At 57.1% G+C, this 23,829-nt stretch carries 21 protein-coding genes; 6 read left to right on the top strand and 15 right to left on the bottom strand.

Going from position 1 to position 23,829, the window contains the following annotated elements; genetic code table 11:
• On the top strand, window positions 1-651 hold the full coding sequence (narL, locus tag FE839_RS08220) for a two-component system response regulator NarL (protein WP_138360342.1): 651 nt from the start codon (window positions 1-3) through the stop codon (window positions 649-651).
• Here the strand turns inward: narL and FE839_RS08215 are convergent.
• The 7 genes from FE839_RS08215 to nasR form a co-directional block, all read right to left on the bottom strand.
• Complete coding sequence (locus FE839_RS08215) at window positions 648-2,027, bottom strand: YchO/YchP family invasin (protein WP_171034844.1); 1,380 nt, start codon at window positions 2,025-2,027, stop codon at window positions 648-650. The two genes, narL and FE839_RS08215, sit on opposite strands and share 4 nt — an antisense overlap.
• Before the next feature lie 187 nt (window positions 2,028-2,214).
• Entirely contained in the window at window positions 2,215-4,815 is a 2,601-nt protein-coding gene (locus tag FE839_RS08210) for a nitrate reductase (protein WP_138360341.1), read from the bottom strand.
• Window positions 4,815-8,885, bottom strand: a complete 4,071-nt coding sequence (gene nirB, locus FE839_RS08205) for a nitrite reductase large subunit NirB (protein WP_138360340.1) — start codon at window positions 8,883-8,885, stop codon at window positions 4,815-4,817. The genes FE839_RS08210 and nirB overlap by 1 nt, the downstream gene beginning before the upstream one ends.
• A 10-nt stretch (window positions 8,886-8,895) precedes the next feature.
• Window positions 8,896-9,684: an ABC transporter ATP-binding protein gene (locus FE839_RS08200; RefSeq protein WP_138360339.1), complete on the bottom strand. Its 789-nt coding sequence runs from the start codon at window positions 9,682-9,684 to the stop codon at window positions 8,896-8,898.
• 10 nt (window positions 9,685-9,694) lie between these two features.
• The gene (gene ntrB, locus FE839_RS08195; protein ID WP_138360338.1) at window positions 9,695-10,579 is read right to left on the bottom strand and encodes a nitrate ABC transporter permease; all 885 of its coding nucleotides are present in this window, start codon (window positions 10,577-10,579) and stop codon (window positions 9,695-9,697) included.
• A 1-nt stretch (window position 10,580) separates the two neighbouring features.
• Complete coding sequence (locus FE839_RS08190; protein WP_138360337.1) at window positions 10,581-11,837, bottom strand: CmpA/NrtA family ABC transporter substrate-binding protein; 1,257 nt, start codon at window positions 11,835-11,837, stop codon at window positions 10,581-10,583.
• Window positions 11,838-12,082: 245 nt separating this feature from the next.
• Complete coding sequence (nasR, locus tag FE839_RS08185) at window positions 12,083-13,279, bottom strand: nitrate regulatory protein NasR (protein ID WP_138360336.1); 1,197 nt, start codon at window positions 13,277-13,279, stop codon at window positions 12,083-12,085.
• Window positions 13,280-13,346: 67 nt separating this feature from the next.
• Between nasR and FE839_RS08180 the strand changes: the two genes are divergently transcribed.
• Together FE839_RS08180 and FE839_RS08175 are read left to right on the top strand one after the other, a co-directional pair.
• Window positions 13,347-13,700 carry a DsrE/DsrF/TusD sulfur relay family protein gene (locus tag FE839_RS08180; protein WP_138360335.1) on the top strand — a complete coding sequence of 118 codons (354 nt, stop codon included), beginning with the start codon at window positions 13,347-13,349 and terminating at the stop codon, window positions 13,698-13,700.
• A gap of 238 nt (window positions 13,701-13,938) precedes the next feature.
• Entirely contained in the window at window positions 13,939-14,181 is a 243-nt protein-coding gene (locus FE839_RS08175) for a DUF1883 domain-containing protein (protein WP_002910387.1), read from the top strand.
• Between the two features lie 35 nt (window positions 14,182-14,216).
• Here FE839_RS08175 and FE839_RS08170 read toward each other — a convergent pair whose 3' ends face one another.
• A complete protein-coding gene (locus FE839_RS08170) occupies window positions 14,217-14,897 on the bottom strand; it encodes a gamma-glutamylcyclotransferase (protein WP_138360334.1) in 681 nt (226 codons plus the stop codon).
• Window positions 14,898-15,046: 149 nt separating this feature from the next.
• Window positions 15,047-15,280 (bottom strand): putative cation transport regulator ChaB, encoded by a 234-nt coding sequence (chaB, locus tag FE839_RS08165; protein WP_138360333.1) that lies wholly within the window; start codon window positions 15,278-15,280, stop codon window positions 15,047-15,049.
• Window positions 15,281-15,545: 265 nt separating this feature from the next.
• Here chaB and chaA point away from each other — a divergent pair, with 265 nt between their 5' ends.
• Window positions 15,546-16,646, top strand: coding sequence for a sodium-potassium/proton antiporter ChaA (gene chaA / locus FE839_RS08160; protein ID WP_138360332.1), 1,101 nt, complete (start codon window positions 15,546-15,548; stop codon window positions 16,644-16,646).
• Between the two features lie 74 nt (window positions 16,647-16,720).
• Here chaA and kdsA read toward each other — a convergent pair whose 3' ends face one another.
• From kdsA to hemA, 6 genes are read right to left on the bottom strand one after another with little or no spacing between them, the layout of a single operon-like run.
• Window positions 16,721-17,575: a 3-deoxy-8-phosphooctulonate synthase gene (gene kdsA, locus FE839_RS08155; protein WP_138360331.1), complete on the bottom strand. Its 855-nt coding sequence runs from the start codon at window positions 17,573-17,575 to the stop codon at window positions 16,721-16,723.
• Window positions 17,576-17,614: 39 nt separating this feature from the next.
• Complete coding sequence (sirB1, locus tag FE839_RS08150) at window positions 17,615-18,427, bottom strand: invasion regulator SirB1 (protein WP_138360330.1); 813 nt, start codon at window positions 18,425-18,427, stop codon at window positions 17,615-17,617.
• 3 nt (window positions 18,428-18,430) lie between these two features.
• The gene (gene sirB2 / locus FE839_RS08145; RefSeq protein ID WP_138360329.1) at window positions 18,431-18,823 is read right to left on the bottom strand and encodes an invasion regulator SirB2; all 393 of its coding nucleotides are present in this window, start codon (window positions 18,821-18,823) and stop codon (window positions 18,431-18,433) included.
• Window positions 18,810-19,658 (bottom strand): peptide chain release factor N(5)-glutamine methyltransferase, encoded by an 849-nt coding sequence (prmC, locus tag FE839_RS08140; RefSeq protein ID WP_138360400.1) that lies wholly within the window; start codon window positions 19,656-19,658, stop codon window positions 18,810-18,812. Before prmC ends, sirB2 begins: the two co-directional genes overlap by 14 nt.
• Window positions 19,658-20,740, bottom strand: coding sequence for a peptide chain release factor 1 (gene prfA / locus FE839_RS08135; RefSeq protein ID WP_138360328.1), 1,083 nt, complete (start codon window positions 20,738-20,740; stop codon window positions 19,658-19,660). Before prfA ends, prmC begins: the two co-directional genes overlap by 1 nt.
• Before the next feature lie 44 nt (window positions 20,741-20,784).
• A complete protein-coding gene (gene hemA, locus FE839_RS08130) occupies window positions 20,785-22,041 on the bottom strand; it encodes a glutamyl-tRNA reductase (protein WP_138360327.1) in 1,257 nt (418 codons plus the stop codon).
• 259 nt (window positions 22,042-22,300) lie between these two features.
• Between hemA and lolB the strand changes: the two genes are divergently transcribed.
• Together lolB and ispE are read left to right on the top strand one after the other, a co-directional pair.
• Window positions 22,301-22,912 carry a lipoprotein insertase outer membrane protein LolB gene (lolB, locus tag FE839_RS08125; RefSeq protein ID WP_138360326.1) on the top strand — a complete coding sequence of 204 codons (612 nt, stop codon included), beginning with the start codon at window positions 22,301-22,303 and terminating at the stop codon, window positions 22,910-22,912.
• Window positions 22,912-23,769 (top strand): 4-(cytidine 5'-diphospho)-2-C-methyl-D-erythritol kinase, encoded by an 858-nt coding sequence (gene ispE, locus FE839_RS08120; RefSeq protein WP_171034850.1) that lies wholly within the window; start codon window positions 22,912-22,914, stop codon window positions 23,767-23,769. The genes lolB and ispE overlap by 1 nt, the downstream gene beginning before the upstream one ends.
• Window positions 23,770-23,829: the final 60 nt, after the last annotated feature.

Here is a 23,829-nt window from a genome sequence, read left to right as displayed (position 1 = left end):
ATGAGTCAACAGGAACGAGCAACCATCCTTCTCATTGACGATCACCCGATGCTGCGTACCGGCGTCAAACAGCTTATCAGTATGGCACCGGATATTCAGGTGATTGGTGAAGCCAGTAACGGCGAACAGGGTATCGCGATGGCGGAGTCCCTGGACCCGGATTTGATTCTGCTGGATCTCAATATGCCGGGGATGAACGGCCTCGAAACTCTGGACAAGCTGCGCGAAAAAGCGCTTTCCGGTCGCGTGGTGGTATTTAGCGTTTCCAACCATGAAGAAGATGTCGTGACCGCGTTGAAACGCGGCGCCGACGGCTACCTGTTGAAAGATATGGAGCCGGAAGATCTGCTGAAAGCACTGCAACAGGCGGCGGCGGGCGAAATGGTGCTCAGCGAAGCATTAACGCCGGTGCTGGCAGCCAGCCTACGGGCTAATCGCGCCACCTCCGAGCGCGACATTAGCCAGTTAACACCGCGCGAGCGCGACATTCTTAAGCTGATTGCTCAGGGTCTGCCGAACAAAATGATCGCCCGCCGCCTGGATATCACCGAAAGCACCGTCAAGGTGCACGTCAAACATATGCTGAAGAAAATGAAATTAAAATCGCGGGTAGAAGCGGCGGTTTGGGTCCATCAGGAACGCGTGCTCTAGGGCGTCTGCTGCCACGAAACGCCATCTGCAGGTAAGCTCTCCAGTGGCTCCGTCAGCGCCAGGGTGATCTCATTGGATGAGACGCGCTGACCTTTTTTATCCTCTACCACCACGGAAAGATGCCAGAGATTGCCCGCGCCAGCGTCGCTGTTCCAGCGTGGCATAATCACGCTCCAGCCATCCGGACTACTGGCCTCTATCGGCGAAGTCAGACTTAACGCCTGGGTATCTCCCTGCCAGCTCAGAGACTTAATACCGTGCAGGCTACGAATTTGTAGCTTCAGTTGTACCGTCTCTCCCGGCCGAAGATCCCAGGGAGGCGTGGCCAGATAAACCGCCAGGGTTTTGCGCTGACGATACTCCATCACCGGCAGGTTATCCCGTTCCGGAGGATCGTAGCGGCTTCCGCGCAGCGCGCGTCTGACGGCGACTTCATCAGCCGCCAGTTGCTGTTTTAACGGGACGCCAAAGCGATAATTGAGTTTCAACCCCACATCGTTTTGACTGATACCGCTCTCACCTTGCTTATGTTTGGCGGTGACCGTGACCAGCGGAAAAGGCGTGTAATTCAGGCCGACCGACAACGCTATCGGATTATGATATCCGGTTCCCGAATCGAACAGATCGACGTTGTCGCCAAAATATTGTTCCACGCTAACGCTGGTATTAACGTACTGATAAAATGGCAGCCGCGCCTGAGCCGTCACATCGTAGCCACTCGCCATACGCTGCAGTTGAGTCAGGCGACTTCCCTGCTGCCAGCCACCAATCGGATGATAGTAATTAGCGGACAAACGCATCGACTCGCCCCAGGCTTCCGCGCCAATACTGCCGCGCGCCAGGTGGTCATCCAGCGCCTGATCGTAGAACGTGTTATAGCCCAACAGCCAGTTGCCCATTCTCCAGCGCTGACCGAGGCCAATATTCCCCACCAGTCCGCTGTCACGCTGTGTGACCGAGTATTGATTCCAGGTGAGAAAGTCACCGTTATCCTGTAAGGGGACAAACCAGCTTCCCTTGCTGCCGGTAAAATGCCCCTCTTTATCAATCAACAGATCGACACTGGTGTTGCCCCATGGCGAGAGCCAGTCCTCCAGTTGCTGACTGACCTCATCCCCCAGTTTGTCGATGGCGAATACCCGCGCCTGCTCGCCAGCGGTCATCTCTTTATCACTCATACTGGCTTCGCCAAATTTTTTTACCATCTCGGCAAAGTGCTTTGCGTCATCATCCACCTGCGGCGCCAGACCAAGGTCCGGCAACGTATCCGCTGCACTGACGTCCGGCTGGTTATTCTGCTGCGCGCGCGCGACGGTACCTGTCAGCAGCAGGAGAAATGACAAATATGGGGTTATGCGGAACAACAAAGCGATCAAATCGGTTACATCTACTCACGAAGGGTGACAACAAACCGGCAGTCTATCGTCTTTTGTCACCCTACGCAGCTTTCAGGATGATTTCAGGAATATGCTGAATCGCTGATTGCGGGCAGCCTGCGCATGCCGGTAGCCGCCCGACGGAACCGCGCCTCCCCCCAGAGGCTGGAGAGTCATCACGCTCATCTCACGTTCGCGCCAGATTTTCCGCCAGCAACGTCTTCAGCTCCGGAATACAGGAACCGCAATTGGTGCCACATTTCAGTTTGGCGCCCAGTCCGTTAAGCGTATGACAGCCGTCGGCGATAGCTTCATTTATCGTCCGTTCCCCGACGCTAAAACAGCTACAAATAATACGCCCGCGAGGCACGCTATCCCCGCCCTTTCTACCGCTCAATAACGCATGACGCTGGGCGGCATCTTGCGGCGGCGTGCGAAACGCGGCGCTAATCCATTCGGCGTCGATGGACGGTTCATGCCCATCGCTCCACCAGCCGAGCATCAGCTCGCCCTCTTGCCATGCCAGCAGATTCCAGACCTTGCCGCCTTCGGCGACCTGCATCTGCCATCCCTGCTGCCTGCACCAGGCGACAAGCCATTCACGGGCGTGGATATCCCCCGCCAGAGACAGATGCGTAATACCCGCTAAGGCACGTCGTCGCCAGTGTATTGATGCGGGCAGAGGAACCGGCTGGCGAGAAAAAAGCTCCCCTTTCCAGGCCGGGAGCCAGGGGGCTATCGCGACCGCGACCTGTTTGCTCTCCGGTTGGCCGGAATGCGGGTCGATAACCGCAAACTGCAGGTTATTCACCCGTCCCTGGCGAGCAAATTGATTATTCCAGTGCATCGGGACAAACAACGATCCGGGACGCTGCCCGTCGCTGATAATCACTTTGGCCACCATCACCCCATGCGGTGACCAGATCCGCGCCAGCTCGCCCTCCAGCAGGTGATAGCGCTGCGTATCCGGCGGCGCGACCTCCACCACCGGTTCAGCAATATGCTGCATCAGTCGCGGCACCGCGCCGGTACGGGTCATGGTGTGCCACTGGTCGCGTATCCGCCCGCTATTGAGGATCAGCGGATAAAATGCGTCGAGCGCCGCCCGGGTTGGCTGCGGGGCGACCGGCACCATCCGCAGTTTACCGTCGCGATGCCAGCCCGAATGCAGGCTCCACTGCGCCGGACTGCGGCTTACCGGCCAGCGCACCGGTGCCAGATCGTCCCACGCCTCGCGGCTCAAATCCGCCAGCCCGCCAATATCAAATGCCCGCTGGCCGTTATTTTCGAAACCTGAGAGCGCCGCATGTTCGCGGAACACCTCGTGAGGATGCCGCCAGGCAAAGGCTGCGCCAAAGCCCAACGCCTGCGCCACGCGGGCAATGATCCACCAGTCGGCTCTTGCCTCTCCCGGCGGTGACAGGAACGCGCGCTGGCGAGAGATCCGCCGCTCCGAGTTGGTCACCGTGCCGTTTTTCTCCCCCCACGCCAGCGCCGGAAAACGGATATGGGCAAACCGTCCGGTATCGGTACCGGCGACCACATCGGAGACGATCACCAGCGGACAGGCCGCCAGCGCTTCGCTGACCGCATGGCTGTCCGGCAGAGAGACCACCGGATTGGTGCCCATGATCCACACGGCTTTCACCTCGCCGCGGCCAATAGCGCTGAACAGCTCCACCGCCGTCAGCCCCGGCGTTTGCGCCAGCCTTTCGCTGCCCCAGAACCGTGCCAGACGCTGTAAATCGTCGGCTGTAAAATTCATATGCGCCGCCAGCATCGTCGCCATCCCGCCCACCTCACGTCCCCCCATCGCATTGGGTTGACCGGTCAGCGAAAATGGTCCGCAGCCCGGACGGCCATATTTCCCGCTTGCCAGGTGAACATTGATAATGGCATTGCATTTATCGCTGCCGCTGGCGGATTGATTAATGCCCATGGTGTAGAGCGTGATGGCGCGCGGCGCGGCGATAAATTCGCGATAAAAAGCGTCAATCTGCTGTCGCGGCAGACCGCAGAACTGCGCCACTTTTTCGCTATCCCACGCCTGCGCAATTTTCAGCGCCTGCCGCGCATCGCTGAAATCGCCGGCAATATCACCGCTGGCGGCAATGGCGTTAAGCAGGCCGACAAACAGCCCCCCGTCGCTGCCGGGCGCCAGCGCCAGATGAATATCAGCGATATCGCAGGTGGCGGTGCGCCGGGGGTCAATCACTACTACCCGCATCTGCGGATTATCGCGTTTAGCCTGTACCAGCCGCTGATAAAGTACCGGATGGGCCCAGGCCGCGTTCGAGCCCACCAGCACCACCAGATCGCTGTTTTCCACATCTTCATAACTGCACGGCACCACATCAGCGCCCAGCGCACGCTTATAACCGGTGACCGCCGAAGACATACACAGCCGCGAATTGGTATCGATGTTCGCCGCGCCGATGAATCCCTTCATCAGCTTATTCGCGGCGTAGTAGTCCTCGGTCAGTAGCTGACCGGAGGCATAGAACGCCACCGCCTGCGGGCCATACTGGTCGATTATCTCCCGCAGGCGCGAACCGGCCGCCGCCAGCGCCTGCGGCCAGGACACCCGTTCGCCGTCCACTTCAGGAGCCAGCAGCCTCCCCGCCAGGCCCACGGTTTCCCCCAGCGCTGCGCCCTTCACGCACAACCGGCCCAGGTTCGCCGGGTGCAGCTCATCGCCGCGCACGGTCACCTTGCCATCCTCATTCAGACTGGCGATAACCCCGCAGCCCACGCCACAGTAGGGGCACGTCGTCCGGGTTTCTGTCATCAGGACGCCTCCGCGCGAACCAGCAACTGCTGGTTGCCAACCCACACCTTACCGTTCTCCACTTTCACCGGCCAGGCGCGGACCGTCTGCTCGCTGCCGTCGCACTGGCGGCCATCGCGCAGACGAATACGCTGTTTATACAGCGGCGAAATGACAATCGGTTCACCGCCCGCATCGCCGAGAAGGCCGCGCGACAGCACGTTGGCCTGGCTACCAGGCTCCCGGTTATCAAGGGCGTAAACCTGATCGCCAAAACGGAACAGCGCAATCTGTCGCTCACCCAGCCGCGCGCCAATCCCCGCCTGCGGCGGAATGGCGTCAAGATCGCAAATGGCCTGCCAGGGACGAGACGGCAACGCCAGTTCGCCTTGTCCGGTCACAGGGGCTAACTGCGGCTGACCGCGCAGAGTTTGCCGCTGCACCGCTTCATCCGGCTCATCGCTATTGACGTAAGAACGGAACAGCGCCAGCCGTTGCGGGTCGTTAAGGGTGGTTTGCCATTCGCACTGGTAGCTCTCCACAACCCGCGCCATCTCCTGCTCCAGCTCTTCGCCGATACCGAGGCTGTCGTCGAGGATAACCTCGCGCAGATAGTCAACTCCGCCTTCAAGATTATCCATCCAGGTACTGGTGCGCTGTAAACGATCGGCAGTGCGAATATAAAACATCAGCAGGCGATCAATACTGCGGATAAGCGTCTGTTCATCAAGGTCGCTGGCGAACAGGTCGGCATGGCGCGGCTTCATCCCGCCATTACCGCAAACGTACAGGTTCCAGCCCTTTTCAGTGGCGATAACGCCGATGTCTTTCCCCTGGGCTTCCGCGCATTCTCGGGTGCAGCCGGAGACCGCCATTTTAATTTTGTGCGGCGCGCGCAGGCCCTTGTAGCGATGCTCAAGGGTTACCGCCAGACCGGTTGAATCCTGTACGCCATAGCGACACCAGGTCGAGCCGACGCAGGATTTCACCGTCCGCAGGGATTTACCATACGCGTGGCCGGTTTCAAAGCCCGCTTCCATCAGTTCACGCCAGATTGCCGGGAGTTGTTCCAGACGCGCGCCGAACAGATCGATACGCTGACCGCCGGTCACTTTACTGTAGAGCTGGTAGCGTTTGGCGATCTGCCCGATCGCAATCAACCCATCCGGCGTGACTTCCCCTGCCGCCATGCGCGGCACTACCGAATAGGTGCCATCTTTCTGGATATTGGCGAAGTAGCGATCGTTCGTATCCTGAAGCGGCAGATGCGCCGGTTTCAGCAGATATTCGTTCCAGCAGGAGGCCAGCACCGAGGCCACCAGCGGTTTACAAATTTCACAGCCGTACCCCTGACCATAGCGGGCAATCAGTTGGTCGAAAGTCCGGATATGGTTGACGCGCACCAGGTGGTAGATTTCCTGGCGTGACCATGGGAAGTGCTCGCAGATATCTTTTTTGACTTCCACACCCTGCTCCGCAAGCTGATACTCCATCACTTGTTTAACCAGCGCGCTACAGCCGCCGCAGCCGGTCGCCGCTTTGGTGCAGCGCTTTATCGCCGCCATATCGCCCGCGCCGTTGCTCACCGCCTGGCAGATATCGCCTTTGCTGACGTTGTGACAGGAACAAATCTGCGCGCTGTCCGGTAGCGCCGCCACGCCGAGCGCTTTTGCCGCGCTGCCCTCCAGCGCCGGAAGGATTAAGCTTTCCGGGCGTGCGGGCAATGCCATACCGTTAAGCATCATCTGTAGCAGCGTGGAATAGTCGCTGGCATCGCCGACCAGCACGCCGCCAAGCAGCGTTTTCCCCTCCTGGCTGACAACAATTTTTTTGTAGATCTGCTCCGGTCCGTGGGACCACTGGTAGCTCTGGCAGCCCGGTGTGCGCCCGTGGGCATCGCCAAAAGAAGCGACATCGACGCCCAGCAGCTTCAGTTTAGTGCTCATGTCAGCCCCGGTGAAGCTGGCCTCTTCACCTGCCAGCACTGCCGCCGCGGTACGTGCCATCTGATAGCCGGGGGCCACCAGGCCATAGATTTTGTTCTCCCACAGGGCACATTCGCCAATCGCCAGCACAGCCGGGTCGGAGGTGCGACACTGATTGTCGATGCAAATCCCGCCGCGCTCGCCCGTCTTCAGATCGCTGTTGCGGGCCAGCGCATCCTGCGGGCGAATACCGGCAGAGAACACCACCATATCGGTCACTAACGAGCCGCCATCGGCAAAGTTCAACTGCAACCCATGCTCATTCTCGACAATTTCCGTCGTCGCCTTGCTGGTATGTACCCCAACGCCCAGATCGCCAATCTTCTCGCGTAGCATCGCCGCGCCGCCGTTATCCAGTTGTACCGCCATCAGATTCGGGGCAAACTCGACAACATGGGTTTCCAGCCCCAGTTGCTTCAGCGCGTTGGCCGCTTCCAGCCCAAGCAGCCCCCCGCCGATGACCACCCCGCGGCGAGAATGCGCGGCGCGAGCGGCGATCTGGTCGAGATCGTCAAGCGTGCGGTAGACAAAGCAGCCAGCAAGATTATTACCCGGCACCGGCGGAACAAACGGATAAGAACCCGTCGCCAGCACCAGCTTATCCCAGTGCGTTTCGTGGCCAGACACATCGCGCACAACGTGCGCCTCGCGGTCAATACTGGCGACCGCCTCGCCCAGACGCAGCTCAATGCCGTGCCGGGTAAAAAAATCGCCTTCGACCAGCGACAGTGATTCCGCGCTGCGTCCGCAAAAGTATTCCGAGAGATGGACCCGGTCATAAGCGGCATAGCGCTCTTCGCAGAACACCACAATCCGGTATTGTTGATGAAGGTTACGGCTGACGCATTGCTCAAGAAAGTGGTGGCCGACCATGCCGTGTCCGACCAGCGCTAAAACAGGTTTTGTCATTGTCGTTTGTCCCGCAGCACTCGGCTGCATCGTTGAAGATGGATTAAATAGCCACTCTGCCGGCGCGGAAGAGTATTCCCCCAGCAGAGAGGTGAGCGGCGCGGCGCTGGCGCAATCGCCCAGCAACAGGACGCCGCGCAGCTTGCCGTCACGCAGCAACAGGCGACGGTAGTGGCGATCCAGCGGGTCCCAGCTGGTGCAAATTTCATCCTGTTCATCCGCCCGCAGATCGCCGGCGCTGAACAGCTCAATACCGGTGACTTTCAGCCGCGTGCCGCTATCCTGCCAGCTGAAATCCTCGCCGGGAGCGCCGCATAAACGTTCGGCGAGCACCTCGGCCTGACGCAGGCACGGCGCCACCAGTCCCCAGGTCTGACCGTCAATTTCGCAGCATTCGCCAATGGCGCTGATCCCCGGCAGGGCGGTAGCCAACTGACGGTTGACGATAATGCCGCGGCCACAGGCCAGGCCGCTGCGTTCGGCCAGTTGCTTATTCGGCTGGACGCCGGTTGCCAGCACCACCCGCGCAGCAGCAAACGCCCGGCCATCCTCCAGCAACACCTGATGTGCATTAATCGCCGCAATACGGCTTTCCATCACGCAGTGAATTCCGCGCTCCGCGAGCTGTATCTGCAATTGCTCACCGGCAAACGCATCCGTTTGCTGTTCCATCAGCCAGCGTCCGCGATGGAGTAAAGTGACATTGTCACCATGACGTCTCAGCGCCGCAGCGGCCTCCACGCCAAGCACGCCGCCGCCAATCACTACCGCCGGGCCATCGATAGCCAGAATGCCCTCGACGTCCGCCAGGGTACGGAAAGCAAAGACATGCGGGAGCTCAACACCCGGCAAGGGCGGAGTAAACGGCAGCGATCCCGTCGCGAACACCAGTTCATCCCAGAAAAGTTCACCACCGGTGGTTTGTAGCGAGCGGGCGTGAATATCGACCGCGATTACCGATTCGCCGTTACGTACCGTTACGCCATGCTGCCGATACCACTCATCAGGCAGCAGCCGAGTCTGGATAGCCATTTTCTCGCCGCCAAGCACCGGCGACAGCTGAATGCGGTTATAGGCCTGGCACGGCTCATCGCCAATAATGGTGATGCTAAACCGCTGCGCATCGCGCTCCGCCAGCGCCTGCGCCAGTCGGGTCGCCGCCATGCCGTTGCCGATAATCACCAGTCGCCGCGTCATTACCGTCCCCTTATGCCGCTTTCGGCTGTTTTTCATAGAGGAAATGCAGGATCTGCTGGCGCAGGTGGTGATAGCGGCTATCATCCGCCAGCTGAACACGATTACGCGGGCGCGGTAAATTGACGTCCAGGATCTCGCCCACCGTCGCCGCCGGACCATTAGTCATCATCAGCACCCGATCGGAAAGCAGCACCGCTTCGTCAACATCATGAGTAATCATCACGATGGTGGTATTGAGCGACTGTTGAATCTGCATGACCGCATCCTGCAAATGCGCCCGCGTCAGGGCATCGAGCGCGCCAAAGGGTTCATCCAGCAGCAATACCTTCGGTTTCATCGCCAGCGCGCGGGCGATGCCGACGCGCTGCTTCATCCCACCGGAGACTTCACCCGGCCGTTTGTGCAGCGCATGTCCCATCTGCACACGCTCAAGGTTGTGCGCAATCCACTCCCTGCGCTCGGCTTTGTTCATGCTGTGACGGAATACCTGGTCTACCGCCAGCGCGACATTGTCGAAACAGGTCAGCCACGGCAGCAACGAGTGGTTCTGGAACACCACCGCGCGTTCCGGCCCCGGTCCGGCAATTTCGCGGTTATCACATAACAAGCCGCCCTCCGTCGGGTGGGTAATACCGGCAATCAGATTCAGCAGGGTTGATTTACCGCAGCCGGAATGACCTATCAGGCTGATGGTCTCCCCTTCATAGATATCGAAAGAGACGTTTTGCAACGCCAGAAATTCGCCACTGGCGGTATTGAAACGCTGGCTGACGGCCTGGACCTGAATTAATGGTTTCATCTGCGACTCCTTATTTTTCCTGCCAGCTGAAACGCCGGGCGAGCAACATCAGCCCCTGCTCCAGCAGTAATCCGACCACGCCGATAATGATGATGGCGATGATGATGTTTTCTACGTTGAGGTTGTTCCATTCGTTCCAGATCCAGAAGCCGATTCCTAAGCCTCCGGTGAGCATTTCGGCGGCGACAATCACCAGCCAGGCGATCCCGATAGAGAGGCGAACGCCGGTCAGCACCGCGGGCAAAACCGCCGGAAAGAGGATCTTGCGCATCACCGTCCATTCGGAAAGCTGCAGTACTCTGGCCACGTTGAGATAATCCTCGGGAATACGCCGCACGCCCTCGGCGGTGTTAATCACCATCGGCCAGATGGAGCAGATAAAAATGGTCCAGCTGGAAGCCGGTTCCGCTTTCTGGAATAACAGCAGACCGATAGGCAGCCAGGCCAGCGGACTCACCGGACGCAACAGCGCAATCAACGGGTTAAACATGCGGGCGAAGAATAGTGAGCGACCAATCAGGAAGCCCAGCGGAATACCGGCCAGCGCGGCGAGACCAAATCCGACCGCCACGCGCTGCAGCGATGCCAGGACGTTCCAGCCGATGCCCATATCGTTCGGTCCGTCCCGATAAAAGGGGTCGGCGAAAATGGTCATCGCGGAATCGAGAGTGCTGAGCGGCGTGGGAAAACCTTTGCTGTTCATCGCCGCCAGTTGCCATCCCAACAGCAGTAATCCTAGCCCCAGCAGCGGCGGCAGCAGACGCTGGAAGATATCGCTCAGCCAGCGGCTCACCGGCGGCGTGGTTTTGCGAACCTGTACCGGCGGCATGGCGATCACTTCACCGGACGCTTTTTCAGCGCTGGCCTGCGGTTGCGTTTTGTATGCGTGTTTCATCTCATGCCCCCTTATATTGAATCGCGAAACTGCGGGCGTAGCCCTCAGGGTCAATCCCGTTCCAGACCTTACCGTCCAGTAACGTACTGCTACGCAGCAACTGCGTCGGCGTGCTAATACCGCCTACCGCCTGTGCCGCCTCTTTCCAGACGTCAATTCGGTTAATGCGCCGGGCCACCGCCTGATAATCCGGCGCTGATTTCAGCATTCCCCACCGGCGGAACTGGGTTAAAAACCACATACCGTCCGAGAGCCACGGGAAGCTCACCTCTCCCCCGGCGTAGAAGCGCATCGGGTGCGCATCCTGCCAGTGACGGCCAAGTCCGTTGTCGTATTCGCCGAGCATTCGTCCGGTGAGATACTGTTCTTTGGTATTCAGCCATGCGCGCCTGGCAAGAATGCGCGCCGTTTCACGGGTGTTATCCGCAGAGGCCGCGATCCAGCGCTGCGCCTCCATAAGTGCGGCCACCAGCGCGCGGGCACTATTCGGGTTACGTTCAACCCATTCGCTGCGGGTACCGAGAACTTTTTCCGGATGTTCAGGCCAGATATCCTGGGATGTGGCGGCGGTGAAACCGATGCGGTCATTAATGGCGCGCGCGTTCCACGGCTCGCCAACGCAGAAGCCGCTCATATTGCCGATGCGCATGTTCATCACCATTTGCGGCGGTGGCACCACAACGGTGCGTACATCTTCAAACGGATTAATTCCGCCGCTCGCCAGCCAGTAGTAGAGCCACATCGCGTGGGTGCCGGTGGGAAAGGTATGGGCAAAGGTGTAGGTGCCCGGCGCGCTCTGGCCGATCATTTTTTTCAGCCCGCTAAGGTCGGTTATTCCTTTCTCCTGTAACTCGCTGGAGAGGCTAATCCCCTGGCCGTTGCGGTTAAGGGTCATCAGATTCGCCATCGACTGCGGTTTACTGGCGATCCCCAGTTCAAGGCCGTAAAGCATGCCGTAGAGAATGTGCGCCGCATCAAGCTCGCCGGCGATCAGCTTGTCGCGCACCGCCGCCCAACTGGCCTCTTTACTCGGCACGAGCGTAATACCGTACTTTTTATCGAACCCTTTCAGGGAGGCAATGGCTATGGGGGCACAGTCGGTCAACGGAATAAACCCCACCCGCACGGTGGTCTGTTCCGGCTTATCCGAGCCTGCCGCCCATGCCGTCTGCATCATGCCGGGCAGCAGCATCGCACCGCCCAGCGCGGCACCAGCCTGTAATAAACGCCGCCGTGAAATCGTAAATTTTTCGCCCATACCTGCTCCAGAAACGCAAAAAAAAAGCGTCCGGCAGTGCTTACGCACTGCAGGACGCCTTTATCCATGGACATACGAACCGCCATTGGCTCGTTGCCCAAAACCTTTATTCACTCGTTTTGTATAATGCAAACCTGATGCCAGATCCGCACCGCGCTATTTTCCGCGGTTTTCACCGCCGCAATGGTCCGGCGGTCGCTAAAATTGCACCGTTGACTGGCAGCAAATGCCCACGGATTGTGCATCTACTCCTTTTGGGGTAACTGCCATAATGATTTCACCGTCAGCAGCGCGCGGGCGATCTCAACCATGCGTTGGTTCTTATCCATCGCCATTTTACGCAGTGCCTGCCAGGCCTGCTCTTCCTGCATCCCCTGGTGGGCCATCAGTACGCTTTTGGCTTTTTCAATCAGCTTGCGCTCTTCAAGCGCATCTTTCAGAGAGGCAAGCTGGGCGGAGAGCTGTTGCAGCTCATGGGCCTGCTGGCGCACCAGGGGTAAAAGCTGTTTATCCAGTCGATGAGCGTCGCCGATCTCACTATCCAGCCAGTCAGCGGGCGGGATCTGAATATCCTGTTCTTCGCCATTGAGCAGAGCATCGGTGGCGTTAAGCAAATCGACAATCAGCAGTTCTTCCACTCCACGCAACAGTTCCAGGCGCTGCGTCTGGGCGCTAAACCAGCGCAGCGCTGTTTCACCGTCATCCGCCGGAGGCTGACGGGTGCAGGCAATACGCCGTAGCTGCTCAATTTCCAGACTGGCCTGACACTGTTCAATAAACAGGGTGGTTTGCGGCGGATTGGCTAAAACCTGAAAACTGTCGAAACAGGGCTGCTGACCATCAATGCGATCCACCAGTTGCTGACGTAGATCATCGCTAAACTCTCCGCGAGCAAAGCCCAGCGCGCCCAGCGCGCGCTCCTGTCCGGTCAGTTCTTTGCCCTGCATAAAGCTGTAGAGCGCCACCATTCGCCCGGCAATTTGCGGATCGTCAATGCTCTCATTAAGCTGCGGGACGATATTCAGCAAATGGCGAATAATACGGCTGAACTGCTCTGTCGCCTCCTCGGCGGTCATCCCCCGCTCGCGCACGCGTTCGCGCAACGCCGTCAGCCGCGCGAGATGCCACACCGCGCCGGCGATACGCCAGCATAACGCGCTGCTGGCTGAGCGACGGGCCGGCGCCAGCGCCGCATAAAAGAGTATAAGTTGTTCATCAACCAGGGCGGCGCCCGCCCGGCATTCTGCGGCATAAAGTCGGCCATCGGAGCACAACCAGATATTTGACGCGCCGCGCTCGCACTGTAACATATGCACCAGAGCGCTTATCTGACTTGCCAGTGCCCCCTGTTCCGCCAACTGATGCAGTTGCTGTTTCTGTAGTCGACGCGCACGCACACACCAGTCGATCGCCTCCGGCGCATCACCAGCCGTATTATTCATACCCCCTCCCGGGTTAACGCTTTATACTTCAACCTAGCAATAACCGTGCCTTATAGAAGGAGTCCTTATGCAACGCATTGTGATTATCGCTAACGGTGCCGCCTACGGCAGCGAATCCCTGTTTAATAGCCTGCGCCTGGCCATTGCCCTGCGCGAACAGCAGTCCGACCTGGAGCTCAAGCTGTTTTTAATGTCAGATGCGGTCACGGCCGGGCTACGCGGTCAGAAGCCGACGGAAGGCTATAACATCCAGCAGATGCTGGAGATCCTTACCGCGCAAAACGTACCGGTGAAGCTATGCAAAACCTGCGCCGATGGCCGGGGAGTCAGCGCGCTACCGCTGATTGAGGGGGTGGAGATTGGTACGCTTGTGGAACTGGCGCAGTGGACGCTGGCGGCGGATAACGTCCTGACTTTCTAAAAAGTGGCCTTTAAACGGGATTTAATATCAGGCTGGCGGCGTTTATTAATCGAAAACAATGCCAGCTGAAAGCTTTCAGGCACAATGTCATTTTTGTTTAATCGTTACTCCATTTTTTGATCAAAATCAGCATCAGCCCGCCTTCCCTTTGGTGTTATGCATAGAACAAAGTGTGAACAATATCACGCGGGTTAATGGGCTGGCAGGACGCTGTAGACAGAAATGGGGTTGAGAGTAAATGGCAATGGTAAAAGCAAGTTTAACGTTGTTTGGCGGTGATACTTTGGTAGTGCGTTGCTCCGAGCGCTGCCATATTCATCTGATGAGCGCCAAAGTGCCTGGCGACAGTCATGCGGATATTCTGAGTGTGCAGGACAGAGATAGCGCGTATCTGACCGTGCCGTACAGCGGCACCTGGAACGTTCTCATCGACAGCCACAGCCAGTCGCTGGAGCACTCAATCAGCTACGTTCCCGCCTGATAACCTTCGCCCGGGGCAAACCGGGCGATTTATCCTCAAGCCAGCCCAGGCTGGCTGTTTTCCCCCAGCAAATGACGCACCTTCCCGACCAGATCGTCGAGGCACGCATCGTACATGCCGAGTTTACGCAGCTCCTGATCGAGCGCAAACAGATACTGCGCATTGGTGCCAAGCGGACCGCTGGCGCGCGCGATCAGCGGAGCGATCACCTGCGCGCTGGTATCCGCTTCAAACAGCGGGTGGCGCGGATCCATAATAAAGACTAATGCATTAACCTGGCGGCCATCATCAAGATCCAGTTTACACCAGGTCGGCAGATAGCAGCCGGTGATCATCTCTCGCTTCCACAGGAGCGTCAGTTCTTCTTCGAGGGTTTCATCGGGCAGGCGGTAAGCGACGCCGGTGGTGCGTCCGCCCTCTTTCAGCGCCAGCATGCGCCCCGGCTGATTCACGCTACCGCGTCCGGCGGTGAGCCGCAGACAAAACGCACGATGCCAGCCCGGCAATGTACCGGTACAGGATTCACGGTACTCCAGCGCCGGATTCCACATCAGCGAGCCATAGCCAAAGATCCACACCGAGCCATCATCTGGACGACAGGCCAGCGTTGCTGCCAAAGACGCAGCTCGTTGCTCTGCTGACCAGAGAAGCGATTCCTCAATAGCGCCAAACGCTGTTTTACAATCCGCATTGATCAAGAAATCACGAGTTAACACTTTCTACTACCTCCGCCACTGCCCGCTTCCCCGCGATTCTCCGATCCATCCGTGAAGTATTGCCGAATTATTATCCGGCTTTATTTGACAATAAGCAATGGAGGACCCGCGGGCAAGGGCCGGGACAGCAGATAACGTAGCCAAAGCGATTATTTTTTCTTATGCCACTTATCATCATCATCGCCTTTTTGATAAGCATTTTTAACCGCTGCCCAGGCGACTTTGTGCGCCGTTTCTTCACGACTGGCGTTATCTCGTCGCTCTTCTTTATGCTTATACTGTTCCCAGGCGCTGTTAAAAGCCTCTTTATACATCTCCTGGGCATGCGCAGGCAGGACGTGCCGGACGCTATCGGGTAATTCACGCTTGCTGCTATAGGGCATATTGACCTCCAGAATACGGCTGAACATACAGTCTGGAACAGGGTTTTATGTCTGGCAAGCGGATGGATAAATGCGAAAAACATTTTAGTAATTATCTGAATAATAAATATAAAAAATTACTAACCCCATTTTATGGCGATTTACGCTACTTATTGGGCAAGAGGGGTAAATTTAAGTAAAAAAGTAAATTATCTCCATCAATGTCTGTTATTTTATGCAGTTACGGTATCTATAATTCTAACACCTGCACACCTGGAGATGGTTCATGACCGATGCACATGAGGCGGTAAAAACCCGCCACAAGGAGACTTCCCTCGTTTTTCCGCTTATGGCGCTGGCAGTGCTGTTTTTCTGGGGAAGCAACCCGTCACTGCCAGTCGCCATTGCCATTAATATCCTGGCGCTGATCGGGATTTTGAGTAGCGCATTTAGCGTCGTGCGCCACGCCGACGTCCTGGCACACCGGCTGGGTGAACCCTATGGCTCATTAATTTTGAGCCTCTCCGTGGTCATTCTTGAGGTCAGCCTCATTTCTGCATTAATGGCCACCGGCGACACTGCGCCCACGCTGATGCGCGATACGCTTTATTCGATCATTATGATTGTCACCGGCGGTCTGGTCGGTTTTTCATTGTTGCTGGGCGGCAGTAAATTCGCTACCCAGTATATGAATCTGTTTGGCATCAAACAGTATTTGATCGCCCTCTTTCCGCTGGCGATTATCGTGCTGGTGTTCCCGATGGCGCTGCCCGGGGCCAACTTTACCACCGCACAGTCGCTGTTGGTCGCGCTGATTTCCGCCGCCATGTACGGCGTGTTCCTGCTGATTCAGACCAAAACGCACCAGAGTCTGTTTGTTTATGAACATGAGGATGACGGCGACGACGATGATCCGCACCACGGCAAACCCTCGGCACATAGCAGCCAGTGGCATACCGTCTGGCTGCTGATCCACCTGATTGCGGTCATTGCCGTTACCAAAATGAACGCAATTCCGCTGGAGACGCTGCTAACCAGCATGAATGCTCCCGTCGCCTTCACCGGTTTTCTGGTCGCTCTGCTGATTCTCTCCCCGGAAGGCCTGGGCGCGCTGAAAGCGGTACTTAACAATCAGGTACAGAGAGCGATGAATCTGTTTTTCGGTTCGGTGCTGGCGACCATTTCCCTGACGGTTCCGGTCGTGACGCTTATCGCCTTCCTCACCGGCAACGAATTGCGCTTTGGCCTGGGCGCGCCGGAAATGGTGGTGATGGTCGCTTCGCTGGTGCTGTGCAAAATCTCCTTCTCCACCGGACGCACCAATGTACTGAATGGCGCGGCGCATCTGGCGCTGTTCGCCGCTTATCTGATGACCATTTTTGCCTGAGTGTTCCCCGCCTGGCGGGGAATAAAAAAGCCTGCCGGTTTTGCAACGGGCAGGCTTTGGCATTTCAGAAGCAATTACTTGCTGGTGTCCAGCTCAGGGAAGCTTTTAACCAGATCGTCGATGGCTTTCATCTGCTTGAGGAAAGGCTCCAGTTTATCCAGAGGCAGCGCGGACGGGCCGTCGCATTTTGCGTGTTCAGGATCCGGATGCGCTTCAATAAACAGCCCGGCGATGCCAACCGCCATGCCCGCGCGCGCCAGTTCAGCCACCTGCGCGCGACGGCCGCCGGAAGCGGCGCCAAACGGATCACGGCATTGCAGAGAGTGAGTGACGTCAAAGATAACCGGTGAGTTGCTGGAGGCTTTTTTCATCACCCCAAATCCCAGCATATCGACAACCAGATTGTCGTAACCGAAGTTCGAACCACGATCGCAAAGAATCACTTTATCGTTGCCGCCTTCAATGAACTTATCAACGATATTCCCCATCTGACCCGGGCTGACAAACTGCGGCTTCTTCACGTTGATAACCGCGCCAGTTTTCGCCATCGCTTCCACCAGGTCAGTCTGGCGAGCAAGGAACGCGGGCAGCTGAATCACATCAACCACATCGGCAACCGGCTGCGCCTGACTGGCCTCATGAACGTCGGTGATAATTTTCACGCCGAAAGTTTGTTTCAGCTCCTGGAAAATCTTCATTCCTTCTTCCAGACCCGGCCCGCGATAGGAGTGAATGGAAGAACGGTTAGCTTTATCAAAAGAGGCTTTGAACACGTACGGAATACCCAGCTTCTGCGTGACGGTGACATAGTGTTCGCAGATACGCATCGCGAGATCGCGGGATTCCAGCACGTTCATCCCACCAAACAGGACGAATGGCAGGTCATTTGCTACGTTGATATCACCAATGCTAACCACTTTTTGTTTCATAAATTTGCCTTATCAGGGAGTAACCGGAATGGTTTCAGACTAATGCAATGTAATTTGTTTATGTGAAATGTTGTTGATCTGAGCACGGATCATTTCGCTGATCGGATCTTCCGGACACTGTTCAACGAAATAATTAAGATCCTGCAACGCCACATGATCGCAATCCAGTTGCGCGTATATAAGCCCGCGATCGCGAATTTCATACGGGTCTTCCGGGTTGAATTGCAGCAGGGTTTCGCTGGTCCGTAAAGCCAGTTCCATCTGCCGCTCTTCCATCAGCGCCGATTTCAGGGTATCGAGCAGCTTACGAATCACTTCTGCGTTGTCGGCCTCATCAAGGTCTTCGTTAAACAGCTCGGCGATCGGACTGATATTCCCCTTCAGCCACACTTCCAGCGTGTGCTCATCCAGCGTTTCGCCGTTAAACGGGTTAACCAGCCACATTTCCTGGCTCTCTTCAGGATCGGCGCGAAGCAGCATCTGCGTCGGAAAAATCACCGGCACCACCGGCAGCGACAGACGCTGGGCAATCCAGAGGAAAATGGCGCCTAACGATACCGCGCTCCCCTGGCGATTATTCAGCACTTTATCCAGCCACAGCGCATCGGACAGACGGTAAACGCCATGTGAGTCGCTGAATCCCCAGTCGTGATAGAAAAGCTCCAGCAACCGCGCTATCTGGCGCTCATGGTCCCATGAAGAGGCAATTTCTTCCTGCGCCAGGGCCAACAGCCGCTCCAGTTCATCCTGTACATAATGCGTCGGAAAATCGTCGCGGATTAATTCAGAAATGAGGACCATGCCATCACATAACGGCGCTTTATTAAATTCGAAATCAGCTAACGACCTCATGACTTACCCCAATAACGGTATTCTTGTGATGGCGAGTTGAATAATGATAAACAACACCACCAGAGCCAGCAGAAAGGCGATAAACCGGCTCTGCTGACTGCGCGGACGACGACGGCCCAGCGCGATAAAACCCAATGCGATATAAATGATAACGCCAAACAGCTTCTCAGTCAGCCATGTCCCGTCGTCGGTGAACGGCAGATAGTGCGTTATTGCCATTAACGCGGCGCCGCTGAGAAACAGCAGCGTATCGCTACAGTGCGGTGTAATGCGTACCCAGCGCTGGTGGCGCAGAGGGTTATCGCTCCAGCTCCACCAGTAGCGCAGGACGAACAGGCTGACCGATACCACCACGCAGGCGATATGCAGATACAGTACCGTGTTAAACAGATTCATATGTCCCCTGATATTGCCCGATCGTCAGGCGCTCGTTGTCGCCATAATCACGGCAGGTAGCAACATGACGATATCCCGCCTCGCGGAAAATGCCGCGCACCGCGTCCCCCTGCATCCAGCCATGTTCCAGCAGCATAACACCGTTGTGCTCAAGGAAACGGCGGCCTTCGCGGATGATATGCGCCAGATCGGCCAGACCTGAATCGGCGGCGACCAGCGCCGTTTTCGGTTCAAAACGCACATCACCCTGTTCAAGATGCGGATCGATTTCGTCGATATAAGGCGGATTGCCGACGATGATGTCGAACCGCTGGCCTTCGAGCGCGCTGAACCAGTTGCTCTGCAACACATTAACATTGGTAATCGCAAGATGAGCGGCATTGCGCGCGGCCAGGGCAACCGCGTCAGGTATAAAGTCAACGGCGGTGACGTCGCAATCCGGACGTTCGCTGGCCAGCGCCAGAGCGATAGCCCCGGTGCCGGTGCCTAAATCGAGGATTCGGCACGGCGTCGACGGTAGCCGCGCGAGCGCCTGTTCAACCAGGCATTCGGTATCCGGGCGCGGGATCAGCGTGGCGGGAGAAACAAACAGCGGTAACGACCAGAACTCGCGCTGCCCCACCAGGTGGGCTACCGGCTCGCCCTGCTCGCGACGGCTCAGCAGCGTTTCAAGTTCCGCCGCTTGTTGCCCTGTCAGAACCGTTTCTCCAAATGCGAGAATCCAGGTCCGCGCTTTGCCGGTCACGTGACCGAGCAAAATTTCGGCATCCCGGCGCGGACTTTCACTTTGGCCAAGACGAGCGATAGCCTGGATCAACCACTGCTGAAAAGTCATCATTCCTGCTCGGAAAGCGCGGCCAGCTGGTCGGCCTGATGTTCCTGGACGATCGGCTCAATCAGCATATCCAGTTTACCTTCCATCACTTCATCCAGACGGTAAAGCGTCAGGTTAATGCGGTGATCGGTGACACGGCCCTGGGGATAGTTATAGGTGCGGTTACGATCGCTGCGATCGCCACTGCCCAGCAGGTTACGCCGTTCAGAGGCTTCCGCCTGCTGACGTTTAGCCATTTCGGCGGCATGAATACGTGCCCCTAGTACCGATAGTGCTTTAGCTTTGTTTTTGTGCTGGGAGCGTTCATCCTGGCACTCAACGACAATACCGGTCGGCAAGTGGGTAATACGGATAGCCGAGTCGGTGGTGTTAACGTGCTGACCGCCTGCCCCGGAAGAGCGGAAGGTATCAATACGCAGATCCGCCGGGCTGATATCCGGCAGTTCCGCTTCCGGCAGCTCCGGCATCACCGCCACGGTACAGGCGGAAGTATGGATACGCCCCTGAGATTCGGTGGCCGGTACACGCTGCACGCGATGGCCGCCAGACTCGAACTTCAGGCGCCCATAGACGCCGTCGCCGCTGATCTTGGCGATCACTTCTTTAAAACCGCCATGTTCGCCTTCATTAGCGCTCATGATTTCGACGCGCCAGCGGCGAGATTCCGCATAGCGGCTGTACATGCGGAACAGATCGCCGGCGAACAACGCCGCTTCATCGCCGCCGGTTCCGGCGCGGACTTCCACAAATGCGTTACGTTCATCATCGGGATCTTTTGGCAACAGCAGCACCTGCAGTTGCTGTTCCATCTGCTCGCCTTTTTCTTTCGCTTCGCGTAGTTCTTCCTGCGCCATTTCGCGCATTTCCGGATCGTCAAGCATCAGCTGCGCGGCGTCAATATCATCCTGCAACTGACGCCAGTTGGTATAGCAGCGGGCGACGTCGCTGAGCTGTGCATATTCCCGCGACAGCGCGCGGAATTTATCCTGATCGGCAATGGTCGAGGCATCGCCGAGTAACGCCTGAACTTCCTCATGGCGTTCGTAAAGGGCTTCCAGTTTGGCAACAATAGAAGGCTTCATAGGCGTGAATTCACCCTGTCCTGAAAAAAGAGAGATAAGGTGCGCTATTCCAGCCCGAGGCTGTTGCGCAGAATATGCAGGCGTTCATCATCCCCGTCACGGGCAGCCTGCTGAAGAGATTTCGTTGGCGAGTGGATCAGGCGATTAGTCAACTTACGCGCCAGATCCTGCATGATTTCCTGCGCATCGCCGCCCTGACTCAGCGCCGCCAGCGCTTTTGCCGTCAGTTCTTCCCGGACCTGCTCGGCCTGGGCGCGATATTCACGAATCGTCTCGCTGGCGCTCTGAGCGCGCAGCCAGGCCATAAATTCGCTGGTTTCCTGCTCGACAATGGTTTCCGCCTGCACCGCCGCAGCCTGACGCTGGGCCAGGTTATGCTGAATGATATTTTGCAAATCATCCACGCTGTAGAGATAGGCGTTGGCCAGTTTACCGACTTCCGGTTCAACATCACGCGGCACGGCAATATCCACCAGCAACATCGGCTGATTGCGGCGCGCCTTCAGCGCCCGCTCCATCATCCCCTTGCCGATGATCGGCAGCGGGCTGGCGGTGGAACTAATGATGATATCGGCGTCTTTCAACCTTTCATCAATATCGCTTAATGCGATCACTTCGGCGCCGACTTCATCAGCCAGCGCCTGAGCACGCTCGCGAGTGCGGTTAGCAATCACCATTTTACGCACCTTATGCTCGCGCAAATGGCGGGCCACCAGTTCAATGGTTTCCCCGGCGCCAACCAGCAACACGGTAACACTTGTGAGTGATTCAAAGATTTGTCGCGCCAGGGTGCAGGCGGCAAACGCCACGGAGACTGCGCTGGCGCCAATATCGGTTTCGGTACGCACGCGTTTGGCCACCGAGAACGATTTCTGGAACATACGCTCCAGTTCGCTGACGTTCAGATGCCCACGGCTGGAATCAGCGAAGGCTTTTTTTACCTGCCCGAGGATCTGCGGTTCGCCCAGCACCAGCGAATCAAGACCGCTGGCGACACGCATCAGATGACTGACCGCATCGTTATCCTGATGCCAGTAGAGACTTTTGCGCAGATCGTCTTCGTTTAAGCCATGGTAATCGCACAGCCAGCGAATAAGCGCTTGCTGGAGGTTATCCTGCTCTTCAACGCTGAGATAGAGTTCCGTACGGTTACAGGTCGACAGCACCACCCCACCCTGCACCATGGGTTGAGCCAGTAAGCTCTCCAGCGCCTGATCGAGCGTATCCGGCGAAAACGTTACACGTTCTCGCAGCGCTACCGGGGCTGTTTTGTGATTAATACCAAGAGCTAAAAGGGTCATTGTGAGGGAGTAGTACCAGCGTTGCTAAGGTTAGTCTGCAGGCATCATACAGGATGCGCGTAATCAATAAAAGAGAGGCCCCCCTTTTGGAGTAATAGCCATTAACAGTAATTTTTTGATTTCAGACAACTTGAACGTAGACGCTACCGCCCGTCAACGCTAGCATTAAAGGCTATTATTGCAACCCGCTACACAAATCGGCCGCCTCTTTATTCCATTCGCCGCATTTCACTGTAGACATCAAGGATTTGTCATCATTATGAATCGACTGTTCCGTCTGTTGCCGCTGGCAAGCCTCGTTCTGACCGCCTGTACCATTAATGCGCCGCAGGGACCGGGCAAAAGTCCGGACTCTCCGCAGTGGCGTCAGCACCAGCAAGATGTCCGCAACCTCAGCCAGTTCCAGACGCGCGGAGCCTTTGCTTATCTTTCTGATGAGCAAAAGGTGTATGCCCGCTTCTTCTGGCAACAAACCGGCCAGGACCGCTATCGCCTGCTACTGACTAACCCGCTCGGCAGCACCGAGCTCTCGTTAACCGCACAGCCCGGTAGCGTACAAATTATTGATAATAAAGGCCAGACCTACACGGCGACCAATGCGGAAGAGATGCTCGCCCGCCTGACCGGCATGCCGATCCCGCTTAACAGCCTGCGCCAGTGGATTATTGGCCTGCCTGGCGCGGCCACTGATTACGCGCTGGATGACCAGTACCGCCTGCGCAAACTGAGCTACAGGCAAAACGGTAAAACCTGGCGCGTCACCTGGGACAGCTACTCCACCGACACGAAACCTTCGCTACCGACCAATATGGAACTCAACGATGGTCATCAGCGCCTCAAGCTGAAAATGGATAACTGGATTGTGAAATGATGACCCGCTGGCCTTCTCCCGCAAAATTGAACCTGTTTTTATATATTACCGGCCAGCGCGCCGATGGTTATCACAGGCTGCAGACGCTATTTCAGTTTCTTGACTATGGCGATACGCTGACTATTGAACCGCGTGACGATGGCAAACTGCAACTGCTGACGCCGGTTGACGGCGTGCCTGATGAAGAGAATCTGATTATCCGCGCGGCCAGGCTACTGATGCGAACGGCGAAACACGCCGGGAAGCTTCCGGCCGGTAGCGGCGCCGATATCCGTATCGACAAAATTCTGCCGATGGGCGGCGGTCTCGGCGGCGGTTCGTCCAACGCCGCGACCGTGCTGGTAGCGCTCAATCACTTATGGGGTTGCGGCCTGAGCGAAAATCAGTTGGCGGATTTAGGTTTGCAGTTGGGTGCCGATGTGCCGGTATTTGTCCACGGCCATGCGGCTTTTGCCGAAGGCGTCGGTGAAATTCTGACCCCCGCCGATCCCGAAGAGAAGTGGTATCTGGTGGCCCATCCCGGCATCAGTATCCCTACGCCGATCATATTTCGCGATCCTGAACTCCCCCGCAATACACCCCGGCGGTCACTTGAGACGTTATTAAAATGTAAATTCGGTAATGATTGCGAGGTTATCGCAAGAAAACGTTTTCGTGAGGTTGATGCGGCGCTTTCCTGGCTGCTAGAATATGCGCCGTCGCGCCTGACTGGCACCGGTGCCTGTGTGTTTGCTGAATTTAACACGGAATCCGCCGCTCGTCAGGTGCTTGAAAAAGCCCCGGCATGGCTGCATGGCTTTGTGGCGCGAGGTGTTAACATCTCTCCGCTCAAGCAAGCGCTGCTCCAGGCCTGCTGATTTCAGCAACGATGGAGAAAACGCCGGGGAAACTGAGTTACGGTGACAACGTCACCTTGT

It is taken from the genome of Klebsiella indica, assembly GCF_005860775.1.
GTDB lineage: Bacteria > Pseudomonadota > Gammaproteobacteria > Enterobacterales > Enterobacteriaceae > Klebsiella > Klebsiella indica.
Note: the sequence above shows the minus strand (reverse complement) of the source record. Positions and strands in the feature narration are given on the sequence as shown.

Coding starts and splice junctions, on each gene's coding strand:
- FE839_RS08190 (WP_138360337.1), bottom strand. CDS start 11,837: ATGGGCGAAAAATTTACGATTTCACGGCGGCGTTTATTACAGGCTGGT.
- sirB1 (WP_138360330.1), bottom strand. CDS start 18,427: ATGAGGTCGTTAGCTGATTTCGAATTTAATAAAGCGCCGTTATGTGAT.
- FE839_RS08175 (WP_002910387.1), top strand. CDS start 13,939: ATGGCAATGGTAAAAGCAAGTTTAACGTTGTTTGGCGGTGATACTTTG.
- narL (WP_138360342.1), top strand. CDS start 1: ATGAGTCAACAGGAACGAGCAACCATCCTTCTCATTGACGATCACCCG.
- nasR (WP_138360336.1), bottom strand. CDS start 13,279: ATGAATAATACGGCTGGTGATGCGCCGGAGGCGATCGACTGGTGTGTG.
- chaA (WP_138360332.1), top strand. CDS start 15,546: ATGACCGATGCACATGAGGCGGTAAAAACCCGCCACAAGGAGACTTCC.
- chaB (WP_138360333.1), bottom strand. CDS start 15,280: ATGCCCTATAGCAGCAAGCGTGAATTACCCGATAGCGTCCGGCACGTC.
- nirB (WP_138360340.1), bottom strand. CDS start 8,885: ATGACGCGGCGACTGGTGATTATCGGCAACGGCATGGCGGCGACCCGA.
- ispE (WP_171034850.1), top strand. CDS start 22,912: ATGACCCGCTGGCCTTCTCCCGCAAAATTGAACCTGTTTTTATATATT.
- kdsA (WP_138360331.1), bottom strand. CDS start 17,575: ATGAAACAAAAAGTGGTTAGCATTGGTGATATCAACGTAGCAAATGAC.
- FE839_RS08210 (WP_138360341.1), bottom strand. CDS start 4,815: ATGACAGAAACCCGGACGACGTGCCCCTACTGTGGCGTGGGCTGCGGG.
- FE839_RS08180 (WP_138360335.1), top strand. CDS start 13,347: ATGCAACGCATTGTGATTATCGCTAACGGTGCCGCCTACGGCAGCGAA.
- lolB (WP_138360326.1), top strand. CDS start 22,301: ATGAATCGACTGTTCCGTCTGTTGCCGCTGGCAAGCCTCGTTCTGACC.
- hemA (WP_138360327.1), bottom strand. CDS start 22,041: ATGACCCTTTTAGCTCTTGGTATTAATCACAAAACAGCCCCGGTAGCG.
- FE839_RS08200 (WP_138360339.1), bottom strand. CDS start 9,684: ATGAAACCATTAATTCAGGTCCAGGCCGTCAGCCAGCGTTTCAATACC.
- sirB2 (WP_138360329.1), bottom strand. CDS start 18,823: ATGAATCTGTTTAACACGGTACTGTATCTGCATATCGCCTGCGTGGTG.
- ntrB (WP_138360338.1), bottom strand. CDS start 10,579: ATGAAACACGCATACAAAACGCAACCGCAGGCCAGCGCTGAAAAAGCG.
- prmC (WP_138360400.1), bottom strand. CDS start 19,658: ATGACTTTTCAGCAGTGGTTGATCCAGGCTATCGCTCGTCTTGGCCAA.
- prfA (WP_138360328.1), bottom strand. CDS start 20,740: ATGAAGCCTTCTATTGTTGCCAAACTGGAAGCCCTTTACGAACGCCAT.